This is a genomic window from uncultured Dialister sp., from assembly GCF_937959425.1.
GTDB lineage: Bacteria > Bacillota > Negativicutes > Veillonellales > Dialisteraceae > Dialister.
Genome location: NZ_CALGPS010000146.1, coordinates 1 through 8,392, shown reverse-complemented (window position 1 = coordinate 8,392; position 8,392 = coordinate 1). Strand labels below are relative to the sequence as shown.

Here is an 8,392-nt window from a genome sequence, read left to right as displayed (position 1 = left end):
AATTATCTAATATATTCAACAATAAATAGTTATTCAGCATGCACTATTTAAGGAGTCCCATGACGAAGCAGTGCATAAAAATTCTTATAAAAGCAGACTCTATGAATGAATCAGTGCTTCCCTAAGAACCTTCGGGGCGAAAGCCCCGTCAATCCATTGAACCTTTTCTCTCCCCTCTGAACCAGCCCGCTCTGCGGGCGGAACCCGGACCGCCCAGGGGCGAAGCCCCATGGCGGCTTGAACCCGGGCGCCCCGGGCGCCTCCCCCCTCTTGCTTTCGGGAATCCTCTATGTCTGATGTCTGATGTCTGCCGTCTGACAGTCTGACGTCTCCCCGCCGGTCGGTATTCTTTAGTGAACTAGTGAACTAGTGAACTAGTGAGCTAGCAGGAGCCATTAGCGGTACTCACCAAGATTCTTCACTGCGTTCGGAATGACGGTGCCAGGCGGATAGCCGACAGCGGATAGCCGACAGCCGACAGCTGTCTCACTGTCTCACTGTCTCACTGTCTCACTTTCCCACCAGCCCCCTTTCCCCTCACAGATAAGCGGACACATCCTTTCTTTCCAGAAGGAGGGCGGGCAGGAGGCCTGCGGCCGTGCCTATGACAGTGACGCCGGGGATGATGAGGAAGCCCCGCCAGTCCGGGGTGGTGACCATGGTGATGGCAGCGGTATCAGATACCATGCGGGAGGCCAGGAGGCTTGCCCCATAACCGGCAAGCCAGCCGCAGAGGCTTCCTGCAAAAAGCAGCATGCCTTCTTCCGCCAGAAGAAAGAGGCGGATTTTCGATTTTCCTGCGCCCAGGGCTTCCAGAAGGGCCAGTTCACCCATGCGGGAAAGGCCGCTCCAGTACATAACGAGGAGTGTGATGAGAAGGGACATGGCCAGGAGGGCGGTGACGAAGATTTCCCAGAAATGCTTCGTCTGTCCCACCATGGCGTAGAGGGAGATGACGGACTGGGAGGGGAAGACCATCTGCACATCCCTGTTCTTCCGGTAGGAGGCAAGGAGCTGCATGGCTTCCTTGTACCCTTTGGGCACCACCAGAAGGGCGGTCACTTCCCGTTTGTCCTCTGCCGCTTCCCCATGGGCTTCCCATACATCCTTCATGTCGATGAAAATGGCGGTGTCATAGGGGCCGCCCACAGGCCTGAGAATGCCGGTGACGCGGAAGGGGTGGTCGTGGGCCCGCCCTTTTGGGGAACTGCCGTGAACGGAGCGGAAGGTGTCCCCTACTTTGAGCCCCGTGAGGCGGGCGGTTTCACTGCCGATGACCGCCTCTCCTTCTTCATGGAAAACCTGTCCTTCCTTGAAGGACAGCCAGGGATCTTTGTTTTTCACCGGGCGGTAGTCAAAAAGGGCCCTGTCCGTGCCGGCGATACGGAATCCCCGGTAATTGTCCCCGAAACCCAGAGGATACACCGCCTGTGTCTTTCCTGTATCTTCCAGTTTCTTCATTTCCGAAAGCAGAATATTTCCCACCGGCCGATCCCTTAGAAATACGGTATTCAGCACCAGCTGGTAGGCAGAGCCTTTGGCCCCCGCCAGAATGGGAAATGGACTCACTGCCCGGTTGATGCCGCCGTAAAGGCCGCCGGCGGTCTGGAGAATAAAAACAGGCACCGCCGCGGTGACAAGGATGAGGAGGAAGAGAAGAAACTGCCGAAGAGGCCGTCTTGCCAGGGAAAGAAAAGCCAGACGAATCATAGGAATGCCCCCTTCTGTACGTCATAGCGCCGGGGAAAACGGTCCATTACCCATCTGTCGTGGGTGGCGCAGAGCAGGAAGCAGCCCGTTTCCTTCTGGTAATCCAGCATGAAATCCATGAGCTTCCTCCCGTTTTTCTCATCCAATGAGGCCGTGGGCTCGTCCGCCAGAAGAAGGGAAGGCCGGCGCACGATGGCCCGAAGGAAGGAAACCCGCTGCTGCTGGCCGCCGGAAAGCCGGTCTGCCTTCCGCCCCTCCAGCCCCGAAAGACCTACCCTGTCAAGGAGGGCAGACACCGTATCATCATCGGCGCTTCCCCCTGCCAGGGAGGCGGAGAGGCGGATGTTTTCCTTCACCGTCAGATAGGGCAGAAGGAGGGGCTTTTGAAATACATACCCCACCTTCGCCGCCCGGAAATCGCAGCGCTCTGATGGGGACAGGGAAGTCACTTTCACATCCCCTATGGATATGGTGCCGGAAGTGGGCGTCAGGAGCCCGGAAAGGCAATGCAGGAAAGTGGTCTTCCCGCTGCCCGAAGGACCCGTAATCACCGCCATGCCGCCATCGGCCAGGGTAAAGGATGGGACGGAAAGGGCGCGGAGCGTCTTCCCGTATCCGTCGGGAAAATCGCAGATGAGATTTTGAATGGTTATCATAGTTCTCCTTTGTCATTTGACACGTCTCCGACGTGAGGGTTGACGGCCCTGGCGGGCCGAAAGTTGTGGACGCCTGCCGGCGGCAGGTTGTGTGGAAGGATTGTGGGAAAAAGGTTCTTAGGATTGACCGGCCCCATGGGCCGGAGGGTTCTTAGGTTTGACAGCGGCCTTTGGCCGCTGAGGGTTGTGGTGGCGGCTCCGCCACAATAAAAAAAGGGGGCGCGGCTGACGCCGCAGGTTGTGTGGAAGGGTTGTGGGAAAAGGTTCTTAGGTTTGACCGGCCCCATGGGCCGGAGGGTTCTTAGGTTTGACGGGCCTTTGGCCCGAGGGTTGTGGATTGCCGCTTCGCGGCAATAATTTTATATGCCGCCTTTGCTCCGCAAAGGCCTATCCTCAGCCCTGCCCCCCAGCTCCTTCCAGTGGAAGGAGCCTGCGTTACGCGCTATACTTCCTGTCCTCAACTGTCATCTGAGCCGCAGGCGAAGAATGGCCGGAGCGGGGCGGGAAGTCTGATATCTGACTGTCTGACGTCTTCCTGCCGACTGGTATTGACCAGCCTTTTTCTCGCTTACGCCGTGCACCAGGATTCTTCGCTGGCGCTCAGTATTCTGACAAGCGGAAGGCGGGAAGGGGAGCGTCGGTCAGCGGATAGCAATACCGTCCCGCGCCGCCATGTCTCCCCACATCTTCGTAAGTAAAAAAAGCACCTTTCACAGTGCTTTTTATTTCAAACGAGGTCCGGCAGGAGAAATCAGCTGTCTATGGAATCGGCGCGGATCCGAAGCTGGCTCACAAATCCGGTTTCTTCGTCGGTCTCACTGCCTATTTCCAGAGTGCCTGTAACGGTAATGGGGGTATCATAGGGGAGTGCAGTGATGGGGTCGTCTACTTTGACGACGATGATGTTATCAGGCCAGTCTGCGTCGCTGGAACAGAAGGGGCAGACGGACATAGGGACTTCAGTGAGCACGAAGAAATGTATGGTCGGCGTCAGCGGCGGTGCCATATAGCCTGACACGGTCACCGTGCCGCCTTCAAGGCTCTTTGTCTTGTCGGAAAATGTCAGCCCATCGGCGGACCAGCCGGAATAAATTTCATCGAAGGATAATTCTTCCGCTTCCGCCGTGGGGAATGACATAAGCAGGGCCAGGGCCATAAAGGAAATCAAAAGAATGCGTTTCATGGTTGTATCCCTGGAAATGGATTTCCCGGATTACTTTTTGCTCTTGTTGGCATCGATGCCCAAAGCTCTCATCATGCCGAAGAATACTTCCGTGTTGTCCATGGTGCCGTGGAAATATTCGGAGCCCGGGCCGCCGGCGTTGAGGAGGATATCATCAGCGGAATGGCATTCCTGGGGATCGTCCTTCGGCGTGTTAGCAGGCATCAGTTCTGCCGGGTCGCCGGGGTGGATGCGGGCGGGGTTGGCTTTGGAGGAAGCGGAAGATACCTGATGGTATTCCACCTTGTCGCCGTTCTGCACGGCCTCTTCCTTCGTCTGCTTCACAGCCAGTGCCGGCGGGGTGGGGGTCTTCATGAAATGGTAGTTTTCATAGTATTCCGGATGGTTGGCGTACTGGATGGCCAGTGTCACATCGGGATCCGGATTATCGGGGAAACCGTCATGGTCGGCATCCTTGAAGGTGGGGAAAATGGAGTTGGCGTAAACCCGTACTGCCTCCGTGCCTTTTTTGCCGTCCCTTTCATGGTAGGTACCGCTGATGGAAATCCCGTGGGCGTGGTCTGCAAGAACGATGATGAGTGTGTTATCCCCGTGTTCCTTTGCCCATTTTTCCGCATATTCGATGGACTTGTCAAATTCGATGGTATCGTAGGCCGCCCGCTGCCAGTCCATGACGTGGAGCTGCTTATCAATGGAAGCCCCTTCAATCATGGCAAAGAAGCCGTTGGGATTCTTCGACAGGATATCCAGAGATTTCTTCGTCATATTCATCAGGTTCGGCTGGTCGTCGAATCCCTTCAGCACCTTCGGATTCTTCAGCATTTCACGGTCGATGTATACGTTCATGGTGCCGGTGTGGAAAAGTCCCAGGAGCGGCTTGTCGGAAGGCGCCGCCATCATTTCTTTGGAAGTGCTGACGAAGGTGTATCCCAGATCCTTGAAGTCCTGGATAATGTTGTCATTATCCTTTCTCTTGGAACCGGGCACGGACTTGGGGAGATAGCGGGAAGAGCCGCCGCCCATAATAACGTCAGGACGGTGATAGGCATCCAGATAGCTCTTCGCCAGGAAATCCTGGTTAGCCCTTCTTCTGGTATGGCCGATCATGGCAGCAGGGGTGGCGTCGGTGGATTCTGCCTGGGTAATGATACCGATGGACATACCTCTGGTACGCTTCAGGATTTCAGAAATATTTTCTACCTTCGGATCATCGAAGGGATCCTTTGTGGAGTCTTCATACACGCCCATGGCATTCACCACGGACTTATGGCCGGTAGCATAGGCGGAAGCGGAGTTCGCACTGTCGGTGACCAGGGAATCGTAGCCGGAGGTAGTAATCACTGCGTTATGTTCCAGCTTCTCCATGGCCAAGAGATCATTGTACTTGCCGTTGGTCATGCCCTTGGACAGAATGCGGGCCACCTCACGGGCCTGGAGGGACATGCCGTCGCCTACGAAGAGGATGACATTTTTCGCCCTCTTCTGCGCCTTTTCCTGTACCACCTCATAGCCTGCTCCTGCATAGGAAGTGCCGAGGCTGTCCTTTGCATTCACCGTCACTGCCATTTTTCCGGTCTTCGGGAAATCCACATCATCGATGCGGTACGAAGTCACTCCGTTTCCCAGATCCTTCGTCACCGCCGGCTTCCCGAAGAACTTATCCGCCGGAACACCGTTCACCTTCACATCCACATTCTGCAGATTCTTTGCGTTGGACACTTCCACGTCGAAATCAAAACGGGCCCCTGCCCAGAACTTGGCATTATCTACCGGAAGAATCCGGATATCCGCTGCCTCAGAAGGAAACACGCCCCCGAAAAGGGCACCTCCTGCCAGAAGACCGCAAACTGCTGCTTTCATCCAAGTTTTCTTCATTCCTTTGCTCCTTCCATAGATGAATACATCATCATTTGTATTGTTGTTGTTCTGCATACCATGGTATAAGGAAAATGAAACAGTCGAGAAAGAGCTTTGTACAGGAAAAGAAAAAATAAAATTAGAAATTCCATAAAATCATAAAATTTTTGACATTTCCCGCCTTTGTGTAAAAAAAGAGAAAAAGGAGACACGGCTTCGCCATGAAGGGGGGCGCGCCTGCCGGCGCAGGTTGTGAAGAAGGGTTGTGTTCGCTGGCGCTCAGGGGGCTGGAAAAAAATTCAGAGGGTTCATAAGGTTCAGAGGGAAAGCGCCCTTTGGGCGCAAAGGGGCGCGGCTGGCGCCGCAGGTTACGGCCTGCTGACGCAGGCAGGTTGTGTAGAAGGGTTGTGGGGGGAAAGGTTCAGAGGGTTCGGCCCGCCTTTGGCGGGCTGGTTCAAAGGGTTCAAAGGGGTGTGGATTGCCGCTTCGCGGCAATAAGTATTATATGCCGCTGGAGCGGCCCCCTTCCACTGTGCACATCCTGCAGAGGATGTGCAAGTCAGCCAAAGTTGGCGCATAGCCTGCCCATTAAGGCGCTTTCCTTTTATTTGGCTGACCGTGTACGCGGTCCCCTCACCCCCGAGTGCGGGGTGGGCAAGGCGTTACGGGGCTTGCATTTGTACCACTATGGCTCCCCCCGTCATTTCGAGCGGTGGTACAAGCCGGTATGAATCCTGCATTACGATGGAGCTAGTGAAAGGGAGTCGAGAAATCTCCCTGCAGAACGCTGCCTTTCGATTGGTCAGCCTACTAAAAGGAAAGCCTCTCTATATTTCTTGTTTCCCCTTGAGGGGAGCGGCAAAAGGGTGTAAGAGGGTAAGAATAATTATGATACTCCTTCGCCAGTTTATGCAGGGCCAAATTCCTCTGACTGTGGATGTCCTATGCGGGACCTCCACAACAGCGAAGAATCTTGGTACGCGCCGCCAATGACTCATCTGTCACTAAAAACCAGTTGGCAGGAATTGGCCACTATCGTGGCCACCCCCCTATCCGGCTGCGCCGGACTCCCCCCTATTCAGGGGGGAGAATCAATCTCTCTCCGCTTTCCTGCAGTGACATATGTGGCACATTGCGCAGCGCCAAAGGGGAACAGCTTTTCTGCGCCCGCCAGGGCAGTTGTATGTTTTTTTATCATAATGGCGCCCTTCATTTTTAAAGGCGCCACCTTCATTTACCATTCACAAATTTACAATTTACCATTTTTAATAAGGCGCCCCCTCTTGCTTTCGGGAATATCGGTAAGCCCCATCCGCCCCCTGAGCGAAGCGACGCAACCCTCAGCCCGCGCGTAAGCGCAGGGCTGTCGCCCCTCCGCCGAAGGCGGACTCCCTCTTGCAGTCAGGAATACAGCCCAGCGGTAAGCGGACAGCCGACAGCAGATAATCTTGCACTCTCCTCCCTCCATTTGCTATGATATCCACATGAAATCCCATTTCATGAAAGGACATACCTATGACAGCAGACAGAAAGAAAGGCATACTCTCCGCCTCCCTGGGCTCCATCTTCTGGGGCAGCAGCGGCATTGCAGGCCAGTTTCTACTTATCAATAAGAATATAGCCCCTGAGTGGCTTACCTTTTTCCGGCTCCTTACCGCCGGATTTCTTTTGCTCCTTTTCGCCCGTTTCCTGCATGGAAATATCGGCGCCATCTGGAAGGACAGAAAGGACCGGAACACCCTTCTCATCTTCAGTATCTTCGGCATGCTGGGCACCCAGTACGGCTACTTTGCCTCCATCAGCGCCAGCAACGCCCCCACCGCCACCATTCTGGAATACCTCATGCCCATCCTTATCATCTTCTGGTACTGCCTGACCGAAAGGCGGTGGCCCCGCAGGCGGGAAATTTTCTGTACCATCTTTGCCGTGGCCGGCACCGCCCTCATTGCCACCGGCGGCAGCTTCCGGAGCCTGGCCATTTCTGAAAAGGCCCTCTTCTGGGGCCTCCTCTCCGCCCTGGCCTGCGCCCTCTACACCGTGGCGCCGGTAAAAATCATCAAGAAATACGGCGCCCCCCTGGTGGTGGGCTGGGGCATGTTCCTGGCCTCCTTCTTCCTCATCCCCGTGGCAGCCTTCACCCCCTTCACCGGCTCCATAGACACGCCGGTGCTCCTGGCCTTCGCCTATGTAGTCCTCTTCGGCACCATCTGCTCCTTCGTCCTCTACCTGGGAAGCGTGGCCTACATCCTCCCCACCGAAGCCAGCATTATCTCCGCCATCGAACCCTTCTCCTCCATCATCTTTGCCTTCCTCATCTTCCATCTCCTCATGAACCCCTGGCAGCTTCTCGGCATGGCCCTCATCATCCTGGCCGTAGGCGCCGTGGCAGGGAAATAGGGGGGGCGGCGGAAGGACGCAAAGGGGCGCGGCTGGCGCCGCAGGTTATGGCCTGCTGACGCAGGCAGGTTGTGTAGAAGGGTTGAGGAAAAAGGTTCTTAAGATTGACACCCGCTTTGCGGGCGAAGGTTCTTAGGTTTGACGGCCCCTGTGGGGCCGAGGGTTGTGGATTGCCGCCTATCGGCGGCAATGATTATAAAGTCAGCGTTACGGAGCTTGCCCGGCGGGAAGTCTGGCGCCTGAACCTCCATGCTTTGGAAATACGGCCCATCGGAAAGCGGATAGCTGTCCCACCGTCTCACTTCCCACTGTCTCCCAGCCCACTAAAAAATACCGGTCGGCGGGAAGGGCGGAAAACGAAATCCGCTTCACACTTATAATTTCATTAGGGAAGCGCTGATTAAATCACTGTCTGCTTTTATTCTTGAATTTTTATGCAATGCAAGGAATGGGACGACGCGAATAGCGAGCTATTTAGTGCATGCTGAATAACTATTTATGATTGAATATATTAGATGCTACTGAGATTTTACGTGTAATATGGTATAATATATGCATAGTTAATTTTAGCATCCCCAGATTTTCTTTG

The 8,392-nt window shown here is 55.0% G+C and carries 5 protein-coding genes; 1 reads left to right on the top strand and 4 read right to left on the bottom strand.

Features of this window, described 5'->3' with window-relative positions:
- Positions 1-537: 537 nt before the first annotated feature.
- The 4 genes from Q0482_RS06195 to Q0482_RS06180 all read right to left on the bottom strand — a co-directional run bounded on the left by Q0482_RS06195 (position 538) and on the right by Q0482_RS06180 (position 5,424).
- Positions 538-1,710, bottom strand: coding sequence for an ABC transporter permease (locus Q0482_RS06195; RefSeq protein ID WP_299144746.1), 1,173 nt, complete (start codon positions 1,708-1,710; stop codon positions 538-540).
- Entirely contained in the window at positions 1,707-2,366 is a 660-nt protein-coding gene (locus tag Q0482_RS06190) for an ABC transporter ATP-binding protein (protein ID WP_299144744.1), read from the bottom strand. The genes Q0482_RS06195 and Q0482_RS06190 overlap by 4 nt, the downstream gene beginning before the upstream one ends.
- Before the next feature lie 751 nt (positions 2,367-3,117).
- Entirely contained in the window at positions 3,118-3,549 is a 432-nt protein-coding gene (locus Q0482_RS06185; RefSeq protein WP_299144742.1) for a hypothetical protein, read from the bottom strand.
- A 30-nt stretch (positions 3,550-3,579) separates the two neighbouring features.
- A complete protein-coding gene (locus Q0482_RS06180) occupies positions 3,580-5,424 on the bottom strand; it encodes an alkaline phosphatase (RefSeq protein WP_299144740.1) in 1,845 nt (614 codons plus the stop codon).
- A 1,497-nt stretch (positions 5,425-6,921) separates the two neighbouring features.
- Between Q0482_RS06180 and Q0482_RS06175 the strand changes: the two genes are divergently transcribed.
- Positions 6,922-7,803, top strand: coding sequence for a DMT family transporter (locus Q0482_RS06175; protein ID WP_299144739.1), 882 nt, complete (start codon positions 6,922-6,924; stop codon positions 7,801-7,803).
- Positions 7,804-8,392: the final 589 nt, after the last annotated feature.